This is a genomic window from Pseudomonas vancouverensis (assembly GCF_004348895.1).
GTDB lineage: Bacteria > Pseudomonadota > Gammaproteobacteria > Pseudomonadales > Pseudomonadaceae > Aquipseudomonas > Aquipseudomonas vancouverensis.
The window spans coordinates 95969-112947 of the sequence record NZ_RRZK01000036.1 but is presented as its reverse complement, the minus strand read 5'-3'; the positions used below and the strand labels follow the sequence as shown (position 1 = coordinate 112947).

Genomic DNA, 16979 nt, shown 5'->3' with positions numbered 1-16979 from the left:
ACACGGGCCTGAAGCGATTTTTCCTGACCTTATGCCGTCGCCAGCGCAGCCTTTTGCGAAACACTCAAAAACCGCAGCAACGCCAGCAACGGAAATGCGCTACCGACCACCACAATCCACAACCAGCCGCCATGTTCATAGACCACGCTGGCGATCGACGAGCCAAACGCGCCGCCAATGAAAATGCTGGTCATGTACAGCGCATTCAAACGGCTGCGGCTTTTCGCGTCGAGGGCGTAGACCGCGCGCTGGCCGAGGACCATGTTCATCTGCACGCAGAAATCCAGCACCACGCCGGTCACCGCCAGGCCGATCACGCTGTAGGCCGGATGAATGAACGCCGGCAGAAAGCTCAGGCTGGCGAACAGCAGGGCCAGCAGTGACGCGACCCGGGTATGCCCGGCATCGGCAAGGCGACCGGCGATGGGCGCAGCAATGGCGCCGATGGCACCGACCAGGGCGAAAAGGGCGATTTCGCTTTGCGACAAGCCGTGATTGCGCGCCAGCTCCAGTGGCACGGCGGTCCAGAACAGGCTGAACGTGGCGAACATGCAGCCTTGGTAAAACGCGCGCTGGCGCAGCACCGGTTGCCGACGCAGCAGCGTCCACAACGAGCCGAGCAATTGCCCGTAAGACGCACTGTGATCAGGTTGGCGCTTGGGGATGGTCACGGCCAGCACGATGCTGATGGCCGCCATCAACACGGCAGCTATCACAAACATGGCGCGCCAGCCGAAGTGGTCCGCCACCACGCTCGACACCGGCCGCGCCAGCAGGATACCGAGCAACAAGCCACCCATGATCCCGCCGACCACCCGGCCGCGGGATTCTTCCGGCGCCAGGTGCGCGGCCAGCGGAATCAGGATCTGCACCGACACCGAGCTGAACCCGACCAACAGCGAGATCAGCAGGAACACGTTGGGCTGGTCGGTGAACGCGGCGCCCAACAGGCTGGCGATGGCCACCAGCGTGGTGGTGATCATCAGCCGACGGTTTTCCAGCAGGTCGCCCAAGGGCACCAGGAAGAACAGGCCCAGCGCGTAACCGATCTGGGTCAGCGAGACGATCAGGCTGGCCATGGTGTTGCTCAGGCCGATGTCCGGCGCAATCAGGCCGATGATCGGTTGGGCGTAGTAGATGTTGGCCACGATGGCCCCGCAGCAGAAGGCGAACAGCAGCACCATGCCTCGGGTCATAGTCGCGGTGCCGTGGGGCACCTTGTTGGCTGGGGTCATGACGGGTCTCGCTGACGGAAAGGAATGGCGCAGGCTAATGAACGGATCGATACGGCGGAAGGGTGTTTGCAGTGATATCAATCATTGCGTTGCGCAATGAGCGACGAAGCGCTGTGCCGTTCGCCGATGAGCCTTGCGTCAGAACATGTGCAGTGGATGATACATTCACTTACATCTTGTTCGATAGCGTGCTTATGTTCTCTCCTCATGTTCCGCTAACGGGAAGGGCCGTTCCATGAATGCGATGTTCCGTCACCTGCTTCGCGGCGTATCTGCCGTCACCCTGATCAGTCTGTTAACCGCAAACATGGCCCTGGCCGAGGACGCACCGGGCGCACGCATCGGTGTTCGCGGTGAAATCACCGGCGTCAGTGCCGATGCGCTGAACGTACACGCCAAGACCGGTGAAAACCTGGTGATCCACCTGACTGCGGACACCAAGGTCCGCGCCGTCACCCTGGCCAACATCGAAGACATCAAGCCTGGCAGCTACATCGGTTCTGCAGCGATTCCCCAGGACGATGGCACCCTCAAGGCGCTGGAGGTGCATGTCTTTCCACCAGAACTGGCCGGCAGCGGCGACGGTCATCGGCCCTTTGATCTGGTCAAGGGCAGCAGCATGACCAACGGCAGCGTCGGCGATCTGGTGGTCAGCAACGGTCGGGTGCTGACCGTCAACTATAAGGGCGGGCAGCAGAAAATCCTGGTGCCGGAGGACGTGCCGATCGTCAATCTGCTGCCGGCGGATCGCAGCCTGTTGAAGGTTGGCGTGAAGATCGTGACCTTCGCCACGCAAAGTGCAGACGGTACGCTTACCGCGCAATCCATTTCGGCGGGCAAGGATGGCGTGACGCCGCCCATGTAGGTCAGGCAACCAGTGACCGACCATCCGAAGAAATGCCGGGGTGGGGTCGACGACTAAAATCTATAGGGGGACTTACTTCAACGCGTACCGACAAGCGGGAGTCCCACGATGAAAAGCGTATCTTCGCTGGCGTTGGTGGTTGCGCTCGGGTGGCTGGGCGGCTGTTCGACAGTGCCTGACAACCAGGTCACCAACGTTCCTCTTCAACCCACTTCCATCAATGCCGGCAACATCGCCCGGCCAATCATGATGCCCAATGGCAATGACACCATGTTCTGGTTCGCCGTCAGCGGCGAATCCATGGGCAGTGCCCTGCCGGGGCGTTTGCTGGCCTACATCTATCAGGGCAGTTGCACGAATCTGGGAGCAAAACCGGCCTATGACATGAACGACGGTCCGAACGCGCGGTTCTACTCAGGGGCGTCGCACCAGTATTTCTGGAAAAACGCTGCGGTCTCCACTCAAACCCTTCGAGCCGGCGGCTATGCCTTGGTGGTGCGTGAAAGCCCGGCGGATGGTCATCAGGCGATTTTCTGCGGGAACCTGAGCTGAGCTTGACGCTGAAACACTGCGGGAGCGAGCAAGCTCGCTCCCACAGAAGGCCGTTCAGTGATTACTGCGCGTAGATCTGGTCGAAAACGCCACCGTCATTGAAGTGGGTTTTCTGCACAGTGCGCCAGTCGCCAAAGGTCTTCTCGACCGAGAGGAAGTCGACTTTCGGGAAGCGGTCGGTGTACTTGGCCAGCACCGCCGGGTCACGTGGACGCAGGTAGTTGGCGGCGGCGATTTCCTGGCCTTCCGGCGACCACAGGTACTTCAGGTATTCCTCGGCGGCGGCGCGGGTGCCTTTCTTGTCGACGGTCTTGTCGACCACCGACACCGGCGGCTCGGCTTCGGCGGAAACGCTTGGGTAGATCACTTCGAACTGATCACGGCCAAATTCGCGGGCAATCATTTCCGCTTCGTTCTCGAAGGTCACCAGCACGTCGCCGATCTGGTTGGTCATGAAGGTCGTGGTCGCGGCACGGCCACCGGTGTCGAGCACGGGTGCCTGTTTGAACAGCTTGCCGACGAATTCCTTGGCCTTGTTCTCGTCACCGCCGTTTTTCAGCACGTAACCCCAGGCCGACAGGTAGGTGTAGCGGCCGTTACCGGAGGTTTTCGGGTTCGGCACGATCACCTGCACGCCGTCCTTGAGCAGGTCCGGCCAGTCTTTCAGGGCTTTCGGGTTGCCTTTGCGGACGATGAACACGGTGGCCGAAGTGAACGGCGCGCTGTTGTTCGGCAGACGCGTCACCCAGTTGTCCGGGACCAGTTTGCCGTTGTCGGCGAGGGCGTTGATGTCGGTGGCCATGTTCATGGTGATCACATCAGCCGGCAGGCCATCGATGACCGAACGCGCCTGTTTGCTGGAGCCGCCGAAGGACATCTGCAGGGTGATGTTCTCGTTGTGCTCGGCTTGCCAGTGTTTCTGGAATGCAGTGTTGTAGTCCTTGTAGAAGTCGCGCATCACGTCGTAGGACACGTTGAGCAGGGTCGGTGCGGCCTGGGCGACGCTGGTCAAGGCCAGGCTGGCGGCGAGAAGTGAGGCGCCAAAGAGTTTTTTCACTGCGCATTCCTTGTTCTTGGAAAAGGGGGTTCTGGAAAAATGGGGGCAATTTGCCAGCGACTATAACCGGGCTCGCATAGTCGTTTAAAGATTAAAAAGCTCTGTGCTTATTCCTGTTTTTTGAACAACGCATTGCCGCAACGGGAGCAGAACGAGGCTTGCGGCTCATGGTTGTTTTTCGCGCAGACCGGGCAGTCGTGATGCAGCTGGCTGCCGCGCATGGCTGTGGCCAGTTCGGCGGTGAAAATCCCGGTGGGCACGGCGATGATCGAATAACCGGTGATCATCACCATCGACGAAATCACCTGGCCCAGCGCGGTCCTCGGCACGATGTCGCCGTAACCCACAGTGGTCAGGGTGACGATGGCCCAATAGATGCCCTTGGGAATGCTGGTGAAGCCATGTTCCGGGCCTTCGACCACGTACATCAGGGTGCCGAACACCGTCACCAGGGTGCACACGCTGAGCAGGAACACGAGGATCTTCTGCTTGCTGCCGCGCAGGGCATCGAGCAGGTAATGCGCCTGCTTGAGGTAAGGGCCGAGCTTGAGCACGCGGAAGATGCGCAGCATCCGGATGACCCGGATGATCAGCAGGTACTGGGCGTCGCTGTAATACAGGGCGAGGATGCCGGGCACGATCGCCAGCAAATCCACCAGCCCGTAGAAACTGAACGCGTAGCGCAAGGGCTTGGGCGAGCAGTACAGGCGCAGTATGTATTCGCCGAGGAAGATCACCGTGAAGCCCCACTCGATGTACGCGAGCAGATCGGCGTAGTTGCGGTGGACATCATCGATGCTGTCGAGAATCACCACCACGAGGCTGGCGAGGATGATCAGCAGCAAGGTGCTATCAAAGCGCCGCCCGGCGACGGTGTCGGTCTGGAAAATGATCACGTACAGGCGATTACGCCACGTGTCGTTGCTGTTCATTAAAATCGCCCTGGCCGCAAATCAGCGCAGCCTAGGTTGATTCTCCCCGGGAGCGCAAGGCGCAGTCTCAACAGTCGTCTTGCCGAACAGTTGAACCGCCGGACGGATCAGCCAGCAGGCGAGGATGAAGGGGGCCGTCAGGGTCGGTATACCGACCGCGGCAAAGATCGGCGTGAGCAGCAATGCGAAGACGATACCCGGTAGCGGCAACCAGGGTGTCTGGCGCTGCGAGCTGAAGGCGAGGGCGGCGAGCACGGCGTTGTAGCCACCCAAACCGAGCAGCGCGGTGTAGGCGTCATCGTTCAGCAGACTCCAGCCCATGCCCGCCACAGACGCCAGCAGCGCCCAGGCAAAGGCACGACGATCCGCGATCAGCAAGCCGGCGGCAATCATCGCACCGGCCAACGGGTGGCCGAGGAACATCACCTGGCCGATGCCCTTGAACGGCGCCAGCAGCATGTTCAATGCGCTGACTTCGATTTGATGGGCCTCGGTAGAGGGCGTGGCGAAGCACAGCAGAATCCAGCTCAGCAGCACGAAGGGCGCGGTGTAGGCAGGCAGGAACTGGCTGAGGCGGGCGCGTTTGAGCCATTGCTGGGTGATCATCGCACTGAGGCCGCCGGCGGCGAGTATCAGCAGCGGCATCATCGCTGACCAGGGGAAATACAGGCTCAGCAGCAAACCGAGCAATACACCGTTGTAGCTATAGAGCCCGGCCTGACGATCGGCCTTGGCGTAGTTGCGCCGTTGCGCGGTGAGCAGACCGGCGACCCCGCCGAGCAATGCGCCGCCCAGCAACGCGGGGGCAGTAAACAGGATGGCGCAAAGACACAGCAGGCCGCACAGCGGATTGCGCTGGAGGAAAATCTGGCTGAAGCCGTTGAGCAATGCTTCGGCCCAATCTGGGCAGTGGGTGTTGAAGTGGTTGGCGGGCATTTTGAAATCTGGGCAGTGGAAATTCAAAGGTGTTGCACAAACTTTGTGGCGAGGGAGCTTGCTCCCGCTGGGTTGCAAAGCAACCCCAAAATCGCTGAATGCGGTTTCTTTGTGGAACCCGTCATGTCGAAGCGGCGACTGCTGCGCAGTCGAGCGGGAGCAAGCTCCCTCGCCACAGGGGTAGTTCTTTAGATCAACGTCTCGATACGCAAAGAGTTAGTCGACCCAGGTTGCCCAAACGGCACACCGGCGGTGATCAATAATGTGTCGCCCCGTTGAGCCATTCCTTGAGCCTGGGCAATCTCCAGCGCCGTCGAGCACACTTCGTCGACCTGGCGCAGGCGATCGTTGACCACCGAGTGTATCCCCCAGGCCACCGTCAGACGGCGCGCAGCCTGCAGGTTCGGCGTCAAATTGAGGATCGGCACCGTCGGCCGCTCCCGTGCCGCGCGCAGGCTGGAAGCGCCCGACTCGCTGTAATTGACCAAAACCGCCACCGGCAGCACGTTGCTGATGCGACGAATGGCACAGCTGATCGCATCGGACACGGTCGCCTCGGCTTTCGGCCGGCTGACGTCGAGTTGCGTCTGGTAGTCCGGGCCGTTTTCCACCTGGCGGATGATCTTGCTCATCATCTGCACGGCTTCGAGCGGGTATTCGCCGGAGGCGGTTTCCGCCGACAGCATCACCGCGTCCGCACCTTCGGCCACGGCGTTGGCCACATCGGTTACCTCGGCGCGGGTCGGGGCCGGTGAGAAGCGCATCGACTCCAGCATCTGTGTGGCGACCACCACGGGTTTGCCGAGCTGGCGGCAGGTGCTGATGATGTTCTTCTGGATCTGCGGCACGCTTTCGGCGGGCACTTCCACGCCGAGGTCGCCACGGGCAACCATGATCGCGTCACTCAGTTCGGCGATTTCGCGCAGTTGTTCAACCGCCGAGGGCTTTTCGATCTTGGCCATCAGGAAGGCTTTGTCACCGATCAGCGTGCGCGCTTCGCGGATATCGTCCGGGCGTTGCACGAACGACAATGCCACCCAGTCCACACCCAACTCCAGACCGAAACTCAGGTCGCGGCGGTCCTTGGCGGTCAACGGGCTCAGGTCGAGCACCGCTTGCGGAACGTTCACGCCTTTGCGGTCGGACAATTCGCCACCGTTGAGCACCGTGGTGTCGATCGCGTCAGCGTACTTGGTGACCACGCGCAGGCGCAGCTTGCCGTCGTCCAGCAACAGGTCCATGCCCGGTTCCAGGGCGGCGATGATTTCCGGGTGCGGCAGATTCACCCGTCGCTCGTCGCCTGGCGTTGCATCCAGATCCAGACGCAAGGCCTGACCGCGCACCAAATGCACCTTGCCTTCGGCGAACTTGCCGACCCGCAGTTTCGGGCCCTGCAGGTCCATCAGGATGCCCAGCGGATAATTCAACTGCCGCTCGACTTCACGAATCCACTGATAGCGCTGGGCGTGGTCGGCGTGGTCACCGTGGCTGAAGTTCAGGCGAAAGATATTGACCCCGGCCTGCACCAGCTCGCGGATGTCATCGATGCCATCGGTCGCCGGCCCGAGGGTGGCGAGAATTTTGACCTTTTTATCGGGTGTCATGGCTTTGGAGTCTCAAGGATCAGAATGGCGCGGAAGTCGTTGACGTTGGTGCGGGTCGGCTCGGTGACGATCAGCGCATCGAGCGCGGCGAAATAGCCGTAGCCATTGTTGTTGTCCAGCTCGTCGCTGGCGCTCAGGCCCAGTTCGGCTGCACGGGCGTAGCTGTCCGGGGTCATGATTGCGCCGGCGTTGTCTTCGGAACCGTCGATGCCGTCGGTATCACCGGCCAGGGCATAGACGCCGGGCAGGCCTTTGAGGCTGTCGGTCAGGCTCAGCAGGAACTCGGCGTTGCGACCGCCACGGCCATTGCCGCGTACGGTCACGGTGGTCTCGCCGCCCGAGAGAATCACGCAAGGCGCTGCCAGTGGCTGGCCATGCAAGACGATTTGTCGGGCGATACCGGCGTGGACTTTCGCCACTTCGCGGGATTCGCCTTCGAGGTCGCCGAGGATCAACGGGCTGAAACCGGCCTGACGGCATTTGACCGCCGCAGCTTCGAGGGATTGCTGCGGGCGGGCGATCAGCTGGAAATGGCTGCGCGCCAGGCATGGGTCGCCGGGTTTGACCGTTTCCGATTCCGGGCTTTGCAGCCAGGTGCGTACCGAAGCCGGCACATCAATGGCGTAGCGCTTGAGGATCGCCAGGGCTTCGGCCGAGGTGCTCGGGTCGGCGACGGTCGGGCCTGAAGCGATGACCGTGGCAAGGTCGCCCGGCACATCGGAAATCGCATAGGTGTAGACGGTGGCCGGCCAGCAGGCCTTGCCCAGACGCCCGCCCTTGATCGCCGAGAGGTGCTTGCGCACGCAGTTCATCTCGCCGATGGACGCGCCGGACTTGAGCAGGGCTTTGTTGATCGACTGCTTGTCAGCCAGGGTGATGCCCTCGGCCGGCAGTGCCAGCAGGGCAGAGCCGCCACCGGAGAGCAGGAAGATCACTCGGTCGTTTTCAGTCAGGTCGCTGACCAGCTCGAATACGCGCTTGGCAACGGCCTGGCCGGCGGCGTCAGGGACTGGGTGTGCGGCCTCGACCACTTCGATTTTTTCGCAGGGTGCGCCGTGACCATAACGGGTCACCACCAGGCCAGAGACTTCACCTTTCCAGCAGCGTTCAACCACCTGGGCCATGGCCGCTGCGGCTTTGCCAGCGCCGATGACGATCACGCGACCGCTGCGGTCAGCGGGCAAATGGGCTTCGAGGACTTGGTTTGGATGCGCCGCGTCGATGGCTGTGGCAAACAGCTCGCGCAGCAGTTGTTGCGGATCGACCGACATGGCGGGCTCCCGGAATTCTTGTTATTGGAAGAGCAACTCGGGTTCCTGTGGGAGCTGGCAGGCTGGCTCCCACAGGTTTGATGCAGGACGGGCAGGGCTTACTTCTTGTCGCGAATCGAGAAGTTGGCCATGTGTTCCAGACCCTTGATCAACGCCGAGTGGTCCCAGTTGCTGCCGCCGATGGCTGCGCAGGTGCTGAACACCTGTTGCGCGTTGGCGGTGTTCGGCAGGTTGATGTTCAGTTCCTTGGCGCCTTGCAGGGCCAGGTTCAGGTCCTTCTGGTGCAGGCTGATGCGGAAGCCCGGATCGAAGGTGCCCTTGATCATGCGCTCGCCGTGCACTTCGAGGATCTTCGAGGAGGCGAAACCACCCATCAGCGCTTCACGGACCTTGGCTGGATCGGCACCGTTTTTCGAGGCGAACAACAGGGCTTCCGCCACCGCCTGAATGTTCAGGGCGACGATGATCTGGTTGGCCACTTTCGCGGTCTGACCGTCGCCGTTGCCACCGACCAGGGTGATGTTCTTGCCCATGGCCTGGAACAGTGGCAGAGCGCGTTCGAAGGCATCGGAGTCGCCACCGACCATGATGCTCAGGGTCGCGGCCTTGGCGCCGACTTCGCCGCCGGATACCGGGGCGTCGAGGTATTGCGCGCCTTTTTCGTTGATCTTCGCGGCGAAGGCTTTGGTGGCGGTCGGCGAAATCGAGCTCATGTCGATGACCACTTTGCCTTTGCTCACGCCAGCGGCGATGCCATCGGCACGGAACAGTACGTCTTCAACCTGCGGGGTATCGGGCACCATGACGATAATGAATTCGGCTTCCTGGGCGACTTCACGCGGGTTGGCCAGGGCAACAGCGCCAGCAGCCACTAGGTCGGCAGGAGCGGCGTCGTGGTGTGCCGACAGGAACAGGCTGTGACCGGCTTTCTGCAGGTTCGAAGCCATTGGGTGGCCCATGATGCCGGTGCCGATAAATCCGATTTTAGCCATGAGAAAATCCTCTTGTTTTTGTCTTGCCAAATAATGTGCCTGACACCTTTTGTGGCGAGGGAGCTTGCTCCCGCTGGGGGGCGAAGCACCCCCAAGTCAATCCACCGCGGTGTTTCAGGAAAACTCGATTTGCAGTGTTTACGGCTGCTTCGCAGCCGAGCGGGAGCAAGCTCCCTCGCCACAAGGGTTTTGCAGTGTTCTTAATTTGCGTTATGGGTCTTCAGCCAGCCCAGGCCTGCTTCAGTGGTGGTCAGCGGCTTGTATTCACAGCCGACCCAACCCTGGTAACCGATGCGGTCCAGGTGTTCGAACAGGAAGCGGTAGTTGATTTCACCGGTACCTGGTTCGTTGCGCCCCGGGTTGTCCGCGAGCTGTACGTGGTTGATCTCGGCCAGGTGCGATTGCAGGGTGCGGGCCAGATCGCCTTCCATGATTTGCATGTGATAGATGTCGTATTGCAAGAACAGGTTGGCGCTGCCGACCTGCTCGCGAACCGACAGGGCCTGAGCGGTGTTGTTCAGGTAGAAGCCCGGGATGTCGCGGGTGTTGATCGCTTCCATCACCAGTTTGATGCCCGCCGCCTGCAACTTGTCGGCCGCGTACTTGAGGTTGGCGACGAAGGTCTTTTCCACGGTGGCATCATCAACGCCTTGCGGACGAATACCGGCCAGGCAGTTGACCTGGGTGTTGCCCAGCACTTGCGCGTAGGCGATGGCCAGGTCGACGCCGGCGCGGAATTCTTCAACACGGTCCGGCAGGCAGGCGATACCGCGCTCGCCCTTGGCCCAGTCACCGGCCGGCAGGTTGAACAGCACTTGGGTCAGACCGTTGGCATCCAGCTTGGCCTTGATTTCGGCGGAGCTGAAGTCGTACGGGAACAGGTATTCGACACCACTGAAACCGGCTTTGGCAGCGGCGTCGAAACGGGCAAGGAAGTCCTGTTCGGTGAATAGCATGGACAGGTTGGCTGCGAAACGCGGCATGGTGGTCTCCCAAATATGTGTAGTCCCCTGGTTGGAGCGTACCTGTGTGGCGAGGGAGCTTGCTCCCGTTGGGACGCGAAGCGGCCCCAAATCCTTTGCGACTGCTTCGCAGCCGAGCGGGAGCAAGCTCCTCGCCACACAAGCCCGCTGCCACGAAGGGAGCGAGCAGCTATTTAATCAAGCAACGAAATCGCCGTCGGTGCATCGTTGCCGACCAGCGCCAGGTCTTCGAATTCGTTGACGGCGTTGATCTCGGTACCCATGGAAATGTTGGTCACGCGCTCCAGGATGATCTCGACGATCACCGGCACCTTGAACTCTTCGATCATTTCCTGAGCCTTGCGCAGGGCAGGCTGGATTTCGGACGGTTCGAACACACGCAGCGCCTTGCAGCCCAGGCCTTCGGCGACAGCGATATGGTCGACACCGTAACCGTTGAGTTCCGGTGCGTTCAGGTTATCGAATGACAGCTGAACACAGTAGTCCATGTCGAAACCGCGCTGTGCCTGACGGATCAGACCCAGGTACGAGTTGTTCACCACCACGTGGATGTACGGCAGCTTGAACTGCGCGCCCACCGCCAGCTCTTCGATCATGAACTGGAAGTCATAGTCGCCCGACAGCGCGACAACCTTGCGGTTCGGATCGGCCTTGACCACACCCAGCGCCGCCGGAATGGTCCAGCCCAATGGACCGGCCTGACCGCAGTTGATCCAGTGACGCGGCTTGTAGACGTGCAGGAACTGCGCGCCGGCAATCTGCGACAGACCGATGGTGCTGACGTAGCAGGTGTCCTTGCCGAACACCTGGTTCATCTCTTCATAGACGCGCTGCGGCTTGACCGGCACGTTGTCGAAGTGGGTCTTGCGCTGCAGGCTGGCCTTGCGCTGCTGGCAATCCTGCAGCCAGGCGCTGCGGTTCTTCAGCTTGCCGGCGGCTTGCCATTCACGGGCGACTTCGATGAACACGGTCAGCGCGGCTGCGGCGTCGGAAACGATGCCCAGGTCCGGGGTGAACACGCGGCCGATCTGCGTGCCTTCGATGTCGACGTGAATGAACTTGCGGCCTTCGGTGTATACATCGACCGAACCGGTGTGACGGTTGGCCCAGCGGTTACCGATGCCCAGTACCACGTCGGACTTCAACAGGGTGGCGTTGCCGTAACGGTGCGAAGTCTGCAAGCCAACCATGCCGACCATCAGCGGGTGATCGTCGGGAATGGTGCCCCAGCCCATCAGGGTCGGGATGACCGGGATGCCGGTCAGCTCGGCGAACTCCACCAGCAGCTCACTGGCGTCGGCATTGATGATGCCGCCACCGGCTACCAGCAATGGACGCTCGGCCTGATCGAGCAAGGCCAGGGCTTTCTCGACTTGAACGCGGGTTGCGCTCGGCTTGGCCAGCGGCAGTGGCTGGTAGGCGTCGATGTCGAATTCGATTTCAGCCATCTGCACGTCGAACGGCAGGTCGATCAGCACCGGGCCTGGGCGGCCGGAGCGCATTTCGTAGAAGGCTTTCTGGAACGCGTAGGGCACCTGGCCCGGCTCCAGAACAGTGGTCGCCCACTTGGTGACTGGCTTGACGATGCTGGTGATGTCGACCGCCTGGAAGTCTTCCTTGTGCATACGGGCGCGGGGTGCCTGGCCAGTAATGCAGAGGATTGGAATCGAGTCGGCCGAGGCGCTGTAGAGCCCGGTGACCATGTCGGTACCGGCAGGGCCGGAAGTACCGATGCACACGCCGATGTTGCCGGCCTTGGTGCGGGTGTAGCCCTCGGCCATGTGCGAGGCGCCTTCAACGTGGCGAGCGAGGACGTGATCGATGCCACCGACCTTTTGCAGGGCGGAGTACAGCGGGTTGATCGCAGCACCCGGAATGCCAAAAGCGGTATCAACCCCTTCACGGCGCATCACCAGAACGGCGGCTTCGATTGCTCTCATTTTGCTCATGGTTTTGTGCCTCTTTACGTTTTGTAATTGTATACAAGTGGCTTTGCGCAGAGTGTATTCACGGCGGACGGCGCAGGTCAATCCATTTTCTCAAGCGCTTGTTTCATTCGTCGTAAGCCCGATTCACTGTGGCTTTTCGTCGCATGCGGCGCTTTTCGAGAATTATTGTATACAAATAAATAATCTATTGTGTTCTATTTGTTGCATCGGGCTGCGGCACTTCGGCGCAGCCCAACGGCTTTCCGAAAAACAAAATGAGGACGGCACCATGAGCGCTTTAACCTTGAAAGTCGCAGTCAACCTGGTCAACGAGGCCATCAACGCAGGGCGAGCCATTTCGGCTGCGCCGCTGACCATCGCGGTACTGGATGCCGGCGGGCACCTGATCACCCTGCAACGCGAAGACGGCGCCAGCCTGCTGCGCCCGCAGGTCGCCATCGGCAAGGCCTGGGGCGCCATCGCCCTGGGCAAGGGCTCACGCCTGCTGGCGCTGGATGCGCAGCAACGCCCGGCGTTTATCGCCGCCTTGAACAGCCTCGGTCAGGGCAGCGTGGTGCCGGCACCAGGGGGTGTGCTGATTCGTGACAAGGATGGGCATATGCTGGGAGCGGTGGGGATCAGCGGCGATCTGTCGGATGTTGACGAGCAGTGTGCGATCAACGCGATCGAGGCGCTGGGGTTGGTGGCGGATGCGGGAGTGGCGGCTTGATCGTCATCGCCTGATCTGACGCCTTCGCGAACAGGCCCGCTGCTACAGGGGATCATCGATGGACACAAACGCTGTGTACATCGCAATCCCTGTGGAGCGGGCTTGCCCGTGGAGGCGGACAGCCGGCCGATCAGTTTTCATCACTGATGAACCGCCCCCCTTTGTAAGAGTGGAACTCCAGGCGGTCGTTACCGCAGCAACGGATAGATTCACCTAGAAAAAAACATGTCCTCTGCCAGGCACTCGCAATGGGCTGCAGAAGCCCGCTGAATCACCTTGCATCGCCTGCAATCGGGTGATCTCCCCGAAATAACAGACAGCGGTGTACAATCGCTTTCTTATATCTCTGTTGATCATGCGAAGGATTTTCCGGATGTTGCCGCGCTTTCCTGCCGTCACCCGCTGCCTGACTCTTGCCGCCCTGTTTGTGGCCGGTCCCGCTGCGGCGTTGGAGTTTCCCCTGCCCCCACCGGGTGAAGACATCATCGGCCAGGTCCAGGTGATCAAGGCCAAGTACGAAGATACCTTCGCCGATCTGGGCACCGCCTACGACCTGGGCTACACCGAAATGGTCGCCGCCAACCCGGGCGTCGATGCCTGGTTGCCTGGCGCCGGCACCGAAATCATCCTGCCGACCCGCTTCATCCTGCCGCCGGGCCCCCGTGAAGGCATCGTGATCAACCTGGCCGAGTACCGTCTCTACTACTACCCGAAAGGCAAGAACGTGGTGTACACGTTCCCGTTGGGTATCGGCCGTGAAGGCTGGGGTTCGCCCATTGCCCACACCACCATCACCGCGAAGACGCCGAACCCGACCTGGACGCCTCCAGCGTCGATCAAGGCCGAGCACGCCGCTGACGGTGATCCGCTGCCAAACGTCGTGCCGGCAGGCCCTGACAACCCCCTGGGGCCGTTCAAATTCAGTCTGGGCACTCCGGGCTACCTGATTCACGGTTCGAACAAGAAATTCGGTATCGGCATGCGCACCAGCCACGGTTGCTTCCGCATGTTCAACAACAACGTGCTGGAAATGGCCGGCATGGTGCCGGTCGGTACGTCGGTGCGCATCATCAACGATCCGTACAAGTTCGGCATGAGTGGCGGCAAGGTTTACCTGGAGGCGCACACGCCGCTGGACGACAAGGGCAACCCGTCCGTGGTCGACAAGCACACGGCGGTGATCAACGCGATGCTCAAGCGTGAAGACATCACCAACAACCTGCGCATGAACTGGGATGTGGTGCGGGATGTAGTCGCTGCCGAAGACGGCTTGCCGGTAGAGATTGCCGTGCCGAGTACGACGGCGCCGATGGTGTCGAGCACACCGATCGACCTGCAGCAGTAATGCTTGCCTGAAACCCGCCGACGCAGGCCGCGTCGGCGGGTTTTTTATGGCCTGGACAAATCGCCGGGCAATAAAAAAGCCGACCCAAAAATGGGTCGGCTTGATAACAATCCCGAAGGATTATTACTTGCGGCTAGCTTTGTCCAGCATGCGCAGAGCACGCTCGTTAGCTTCGTCAGCAGTCTGTTGTGCTTTTTGAGCAGCAGCCAGAGCTTCATCAGCTTTACGGTAAGCTTCGTCTGCACGAGCCTGGGAGCGAGCAGCTGCGTCTTCAGTAGCGGTCAGACGTGCTTCGGTTTCTTTCGATGCGCTGCTGCAACCGGTAGCCAGAACTGCGGCCAGAGCCAGAGCAGAGAATTTCAGAACGTTGTTCATCGTGTTCCCCTTCAAGGACTTTCTATTAAGTGGCTTTCTCCTCCGATTGAGGAAATAGCCGGCGTACATACTACCCATTACTTGTAGTAAGTAAAACTGACGTGTAGCAAGAAGCAAAAAAAATTGTAGGCGTTGATTCTTTTTCGAGCAACTTTTAACTGCGTTGTTTAAAAAATGTTCAGCTGGGAGGCCCGAGCCTGAGCGAGCCGTCCGGGAAAAGTTCCTCATTCTCAACGCTCTTTTTTTCGGTCTTGGCTAAAGTCCGCCTATATGGATTCGTCTACACTTTTGTTCGGATTTTGCGCGACGCTTCTCATATCTTTCTCCCTCTTCAGGTGACTTTAACTACCGGCGTTCGTCTTAAGTCTCAACATCCGGCAATGTTCAGGCTTTCGCACCTGGGTGAGCGTCCCCGACGTGACCCGATACAGCCCCGCCAGCGGCATGATGACGAGTGCATCTTGAGCATTTGCACCATTGGTGCCTACTATTTGTACGTGCTCGGTAGCACGAGATCGCTGCGGTTCTTCTCGGTGTCCATTCAGGCACGGGGTGGCGTAGATGTTCCTTCGCCGGGAAAACATCGGTAAGGTAGGGTTAGAAATCCAGACCCGCGAGGAGTAATGATGAGCGAGGCGTTGTCCATCCACCATGACCAGGCTGGTCATCAGTTCGAGACCAATGTGGACGGTCATCGTGCCTATCTGACCTATATGGACCTGGGAAAGCAGACCCTGGATATTTATCGCACCTTCGTGCCCAATGCCCTGCGGGGTCGCGGCATTGCCGCTGCACTGACCGAGAAGGCCCTGGAGTACGCCGAAGAGATGGGCTACACCGTTATTCCGTCGTGCTCCTATGTCGAGCGCTACATGGAGCGTCACCAGCGGCATGCGGCCAAGCTGAGTCAGTGACCTGCCACAAAACGAATGCATAAAAAAACGCCGGGTTTAACCCGGCGTTTTTGTGTGTGCTGCAAAGGCGATCAGCTGCGATCGCGATTGGGCAGTACGTCCTTGAGCTTGGCGTGCATGCTGCGCAAGGTGTTTTCAGTGGCAGCCCAGTCGATGCAGGCATCGGTGATCGACACGCCGTATTGCAGGTCGGCGAGGTCTTTCGGAATGGCCTGGCAGCCCCAGTTCAAGTGGCTTTCAACCATCAGGCCGATGATCGACTTGTTGCCTTCGAGAATCTGGTTGGCGACGTTTTCCATCACCAGCGGTTGCAGGGCCGGGTCCTTGTTGGAGTTGGCATGGCTGCAATCGACCATGATGTTCGGTTTGATCTTCGCCTTGTTCAGCGCCTGCTCGCAGAGTGCGACGCTGACCGAATCGTAGTTCGGCTTGCCATTGCCGCCGCGCAGGACCACGTGGCCGTAGGCATTGCCCTTGGTGGTGACGATCGACACGCCACCTTCCTGGTTGATACCGAGGAAGCGGTGCGGGCTGGAAACCGATTGCAGGGCGTTGATCGCCACGGTCAGGCCGCCGTCGGTGCCGTTCTTGAAGCCGACGGCCGAGGACAGGCCGGAAGCCATTTCACGGTGAGTCTGGGATTCAGTGGTACGCGCGCCAATGGCCGACCAACTGATCAGGTCCTGCAGATACTGCGGGGAGATCGGGTCGAGGGCTTCGGTGGCGGTCGGCAAGCCTTTTTCTGCCAGGTCCAGCAGCAACTGGCGACCGATGTGCAAGCCATCCTGGATCTTGAACGAGTCGTCCAGGTACGGGTCGTTGATCAAGCCTTTCCAGCCAACGGTGGTGCGTGGTTTTTCGAAATACACGCGCATGACCAGATACAGGGTATCGGACACTTCCGCCGCGAGCGCCTTGAGGCGATCGGCGTATTCGTGGGCAGCCTTGATGTCGTGGATCGAGCACGGCCCGATGACGACGAACAGGCGATGGTCAGTGCCATCGAGAATATTGCGAATGACTTCGCGGCCCTTGGTGACGGTGCGCAGTGCAGCATCGCTCAGGGGAATATCGCGCTTGAGCTGATCAGGAGTGATCAGAGTCTCGTTGGAGGCGACGTTTAGGTCGTTGATCGGTAAATCAGCCATCGTTTACTCGTCAGGTCACGGGTGCCGGCCGCCAGCGAACCCGCGCGGCGGAGCACAGCAAATTAAGCGCGTCGGGGAGCCGAACCTTAGCGCGTTACACCGTGGCTCGACA

The 16979-nt window shown here is 60.4% G+C and carries 16 protein-coding genes; 5 read left to right on the top strand and 11 right to left on the bottom strand.

Translation table 11 applies throughout. The features are described from left to right. Nucleotides 1–29: 29 nt before the first annotated feature. Complete coding sequence (locus EIY72_RS28185; RefSeq protein ID WP_093224986.1) at nt 30–1235, bottom strand: MFS transporter; 1206 nt, start codon at nt 1233–1235, stop codon at nt 30–32. A gap of 235 nt (nt 1236–1470) precedes the next feature. Here EIY72_RS28185 and EIY72_RS28180 point away from each other — a divergent pair, with 235 nt between their 5' ends. Together EIY72_RS28180 and EIY72_RS28175 are read left to right on the top strand one after the other, a co-directional pair. Continuing rightward, on the top strand, nt 1471–2100 hold the full coding sequence (locus EIY72_RS28180; RefSeq protein ID WP_093224983.1) for a DUF5666 domain-containing protein: 630 nt from the start codon (nt 1471–1473) through the stop codon (nt 2098–2100). A 108-nt stretch (nt 2101–2208) separates the two neighbouring features. After that, on the top strand, nt 2209–2652 hold the full coding sequence (locus tag EIY72_RS28175; protein WP_093224980.1) for a hypothetical protein: 444 nt from the start codon (nt 2209–2211) through the stop codon (nt 2650–2652). 61 nt (nt 2653–2713) lie between these two features. On the opposite strand, the gene EIY72_RS28170 is transcribed toward EIY72_RS28175, so the two are convergent. The 8 genes from EIY72_RS28170 to gcl form a co-directional block, all read right to left on the bottom strand. Further along, nucleotides 2714–3709, bottom strand: coding sequence for a sulfate ABC transporter substrate-binding protein (locus EIY72_RS28170; protein ID WP_093224977.1), 996 nt, complete (start codon nt 3707–3709; stop codon nt 2714–2716). A gap of 107 nt (nt 3710–3816) precedes the next feature. Beyond that, entirely contained in the window at nt 3817–4641 is an 825-nt protein-coding gene (locus EIY72_RS28165; RefSeq protein ID WP_093224974.1) for an ion transporter, read from the bottom strand. A gap of 21 nt (nt 4642–4662) precedes the next feature. Then, the gene (locus tag EIY72_RS28160) at nt 4663–5577 is read right to left on the bottom strand and encodes an urea transporter (RefSeq protein WP_093224971.1); all 915 of its coding nucleotides are present in this window, start codon (nt 5575–5577) and stop codon (nt 4663–4665) included. Nucleotides 5578–5765: 188 nt separating this feature from the next. Beyond that, entirely contained in the window at nt 5766–7181 is a 1416-nt protein-coding gene (pyk, locus tag EIY72_RS28155; protein WP_093224969.1) for a pyruvate kinase, read from the bottom strand. After that, complete coding sequence (locus EIY72_RS28150; protein ID WP_093224966.1) at nt 7178–8452, bottom strand: glycerate kinase type-2 family protein; 1275 nt, start codon at nt 8450–8452, stop codon at nt 7178–7180. The genes pyk and EIY72_RS28150 overlap by 4 nt, the downstream gene beginning before the upstream one ends. Nucleotides 8453–8550: 98 nt before the next feature. Continuing rightward, a complete protein-coding gene (locus EIY72_RS28145) occupies nt 8551–9444 on the bottom strand; it encodes a 2-hydroxy-3-oxopropionate reductase (protein WP_093224963.1) in 894 nt (297 codons plus the stop codon). A 200-nt stretch (nt 9445–9644) separates the two neighbouring features. Beyond that, entirely contained in the window at nt 9645–10427 is a 783-nt protein-coding gene (gene hyi, locus EIY72_RS28140; RefSeq protein ID WP_093224960.1) for a hydroxypyruvate isomerase, read from the bottom strand. A gap of 173 nt (nt 10428–10600) precedes the next feature. Then, nucleotides 10601–12376, bottom strand: a complete 1776-nt coding sequence (gene gcl, locus EIY72_RS28130; protein ID WP_093224957.1) for a glyoxylate carboligase — start codon at nt 12374–12376, stop codon at nt 10601–10603. A gap of 268 nt (nt 12377–12644) precedes the next feature. Between gcl and EIY72_RS28125 the strand changes: the two genes are divergently transcribed. Further along, nucleotides 12645–13085: a GlcG/HbpS family heme-binding protein gene (locus tag EIY72_RS28125; RefSeq protein WP_093224954.1), complete on the top strand. Its 441-nt coding sequence runs from the start codon at nt 12645–12647 to the stop codon at nt 13083–13085. A 373-nt stretch (nt 13086–13458) separates the two neighbouring features. Next, on the top strand, nt 13459–14430 hold the full coding sequence (locus EIY72_RS28120) for a L,D-transpeptidase family protein (RefSeq protein ID WP_093224951.1): 972 nt from the start codon (nt 13459–13461) through the stop codon (nt 14428–14430). Nucleotides 14431–14553: 123 nt separating this feature from the next. On the opposite strand, the gene oprI is transcribed toward EIY72_RS28120, so the two are convergent. Further along, the gene (oprI, locus tag EIY72_RS28115) at nt 14554–14805 is read right to left on the bottom strand and encodes an outer membrane lipoprotei OprI (RefSeq protein WP_003199355.1); all 252 of its coding nucleotides are present in this window, start codon (nt 14803–14805) and stop codon (nt 14554–14556) included. Between the two features lie 626 nt (nt 14806–15431). Here oprI and EIY72_RS28110 point away from each other — a divergent pair. Then, nucleotides 15432–15719 (top strand): GNAT family N-acetyltransferase, encoded by a 288-nt coding sequence (locus tag EIY72_RS28110; protein WP_008057026.1) that lies wholly within the window; start codon nt 15432–15434, stop codon nt 15717–15719. A 71-nt stretch (nt 15720–15790) separates the two neighbouring features. On the opposite strand, the gene EIY72_RS28105 is transcribed toward EIY72_RS28110, so the two are convergent. Continuing rightward, entirely contained in the window at nt 15791–16867 is a 1077-nt protein-coding gene (locus EIY72_RS28105) for a 3-deoxy-7-phosphoheptulonate synthase (protein WP_093224948.1), read from the bottom strand. Nucleotides 16868–16979: the final 112 nt, after the last annotated feature.

Coding starts and splice junctions, on each gene's coding strand:
- EIY72_RS28185 (WP_093224986.1), bottom strand. CDS start 1,235: ATGACCCCAGCCAACAAGGTGCCCCACGGCACCGCGACTATGACCCGA.
- EIY72_RS28180 (WP_093224983.1), top strand. CDS start 1,471: ATGAATGCGATGTTCCGTCACCTGCTTCGCGGCGTATCTGCCGTCACC.
- EIY72_RS28175 (WP_093224980.1), top strand. CDS start 2,209: ATGAAAAGCGTATCTTCGCTGGCGTTGGTGGTTGCGCTCGGGTGGCTG.
- EIY72_RS28165 (WP_093224974.1), bottom strand. CDS start 4,641: ATGAACAGCAACGACACGTGGCGTAATCGCCTGTACGTGATCATTTTC.
- EIY72_RS28160 (WP_093224971.1), bottom strand. CDS start 5,577: ATGCCCGCCAACCACTTCAACACCCACTGCCCAGATTGGGCCGAAGCA.
- pyk (WP_093224969.1), bottom strand. CDS start 7,181: ATGACACCCGATAAAAAGGTCAAAATTCTCGCCACCCTCGGGCCGGCG.
- EIY72_RS28150 (WP_093224966.1), bottom strand. CDS start 8,452: ATGTCGGTCGATCCGCAACAACTGCTGCGCGAGCTGTTTGCCACAGCC.
- EIY72_RS28145 (WP_093224963.1), bottom strand. CDS start 9,444: ATGGCTAAAATCGGATTTATCGGCACCGGCATCATGGGCCACCCAATG.
- hyi (WP_093224960.1), bottom strand. CDS start 10,427: ATGCCGCGTTTCGCAGCCAACCTGTCCATGCTATTCACCGAACAGGAC.
- gcl (WP_093224957.1), bottom strand. CDS start 12,376: ATGAGCAAAATGAGAGCAATCGAAGCCGCCGTTCTGGTGATGCGCCGT.
- EIY72_RS28125 (WP_093224954.1), top strand. CDS start 12,645: ATGAGCGCTTTAACCTTGAAAGTCGCAGTCAACCTGGTCAACGAGGCC.
- EIY72_RS28120 (WP_093224951.1), top strand. CDS start 13,459: ATGTTGCCGCGCTTTCCTGCCGTCACCCGCTGCCTGACTCTTGCCGCC.
- oprI (WP_003199355.1), bottom strand. CDS start 14,805: ATGAACAACGTTCTGAAATTCTCTGCTCTGGCTCTGGCCGCAGTTCTG.
- EIY72_RS28110 (WP_008057026.1), top strand. CDS start 15,432: ATGAGCGAGGCGTTGTCCATCCACCATGACCAGGCTGGTCATCAGTTC.
- EIY72_RS28105 (WP_093224948.1), bottom strand. CDS start 16,867: ATGGCTGATTTACCGATCAACGACCTAAACGTCGCCTCCAACGAGACT.